This window comes from Nitrobacter vulgaris, from assembly GCF_002028545.1.
Classification (GTDB): Bacteria; Pseudomonadota; Alphaproteobacteria; order Rhizobiales; family Xanthobacteraceae; genus Nitrobacter; species Nitrobacter vulgaris.
Map to the genome: position 1 here is coordinate 1 of NZ_MWPQ01000083.1, position 1,878 is coordinate 1,878.

The 1,878-nt window shown below is 61.3% G+C and carries 1 protein-coding gene; it reads left to right on the forward strand.

All coding sequences use genetic code 11. The features are described 5' to 3' along the window. Positions 1–257 precede the first annotated feature (257 nt). The gene (locus tag B2M20_RS18630) at positions 258–1,877 is read left to right on the forward strand and encodes an alginate export family protein (RefSeq protein WP_079448502.1); all 1,620 of its coding nucleotides are present in this window, start codon (positions 258–260) and stop codon (positions 1,875–1,877) included. The last annotated feature ends 1 nt before the right edge of the window (position 1,878 follow it).

Genomic DNA, 1,878 nt, shown 5'->3' on the forward strand with positions numbered 1-1,878 from the left:
GCCTGCATGTTGACACCGCGCTGTACGATGTATAGCGAGAAACATATCGATAGGCTATCGGCCGGGGGGCATCCCGAGTCGTCCTGTTTTTAGATGATCGCTGTTCTGGGTGGCCGCGCGCGTTCCTCGTTAATGAGGAGCGCCCCGGCATGCGCGGACGGCTGCGGTCAGCCAACGACTGCGCGAAACGTTTTTCGAATGTTGCAGCTCAGCGGGGATCCGAACCCGCATGACAGAGCAGCATGGGGGGGGATGATATGAATAGTTTGAAGAGTTATTTCCTCGGCTCGACAGCAGGGCTGGCGTTCCTGTCCACCGTCCTGCTTGTCGCCATCCCATCGAATCCGGCGCAGGCGCGTTCACTACACGATGAAGGCGGATGCAGCGAACCTGACGTATGTTCAAAAACGCAGGCCGAGCGGCAGGCGCAGGGAAGGCAGGGCTATGCCCCACTCGCCGCCCCGAGCTGGGCGGATACCTATGTTCAGGGTTGGTCGGAAAAGCAGGTTCAGGCGCTGACGTTTCCTTACTTCAAGGCGGCCACGACGAAGCCGGTGTTCACGCTCTACGACGCACTCGGACGACCCGACAATCTCAAGATCGGGGGCAGTTTCCGGTCCCGCATCGAAGGGATCAACAACCAGTTCCGTCCGGCGCCTGCCCCGCAGGACGACGTGTTACTCGCACTCCGTACCAACATTTACGCCGAGTACGATACCGGCCACAAGATCAAGATCGGCGGCGAAGTGTTCGACAGCCGCGGCTATTTGCAGAAACCGAACTCGACGGCCTCCACCACGGAGGTGAACGCCCTCGAGCTCACCCAGGCCTATCTCAAGTTCGATCTTTCCGAGCAAACGGGCAATGGTTCGAATAGCAGCCTCACCACCGGCCGGTTCACGAAGGACGTCGGTTCACGCCGCCTCATGGCGCGTAACGACTACCGAAACACCATCAATGCCTTCACCGGCGCGTCCTTCGACTGGCAGGGCGCGAACAAGGATCAGATGACCGTGTTCTGGACCATGCCGCACAACCGGTTGCCCAACGACGTGCCGGGCATCCTCGACAATGCGATCGTGTTGGATGAGGAGAACCTGGATCTGCAATTTTACGGCAGTTCCTATACCTTCGCGAACGTATTCGGCGGAACCCTCGAGCTCTATGGCTACGGCCTGTACGAGGATGATACCGGGTCAGGCCTGCGATCGTTGCAAACCCGCAACCGCCGCCTGTTCACCCCCGGCTTCCGGCTATGGAAGGCGCCGAGGCCTGCGCAGTGGGACTGGGAGGTCGAAACGACTTACCAGACGGGTCGCGCCCGCGAGACGGCCGCCATCACCGACAGGCGCGATCTCCATGTCTCGGCCTACTTCTTCCATACGCAGGCAGGCTACACCTTCAATACGGCGTGGCTGCCGCGGGTCTCGTTTCAATACGATCAAGCCAGCGGCGACAGCGCCAACCCTGCCACCTTCACCCGTTTCGATACCCTGTTCGGCGCCCGGCGCTGGGAATACGGTCCGACCAGCCTTTACGGCGCGGTGCAGCGGTCCAACCTGATCTCGCCGGGCATACGATTGGAGGTCACGCCGAGCCCGATCTGGGATGCCTTCGTCACCTACCGCCCGCTCTTCCTGGCGGACGCGACCGACTCCTTCGCCACCACAGGGGTACGGGACCGTACCGGCCGATCCGGCAACTTCGCCGGCCAGCAGATCGAGACTCGCCTGCGGTACTGGCTCATCCCGGACGCCTGGCTGATGGATACCGGCGTCACCTACCTGATCAAAGGCAGATTCCTGCAGACCGCCCCCAACGCGCCTGCCACAGCCGACACCTTCTACGGCTATCTCCAGACCAGCTTCTTCTTCTAAA

Bases quoted from the DNA above. Each gene is read 5' to 3' on its own strand.
- B2M20_RS18630 (WP_079448502.1), top strand. From the start codon at position 258: ATGAATAGTTTGAAGAGTTATTTCCTCGGCTCGACAGCAGGGCTGGCG.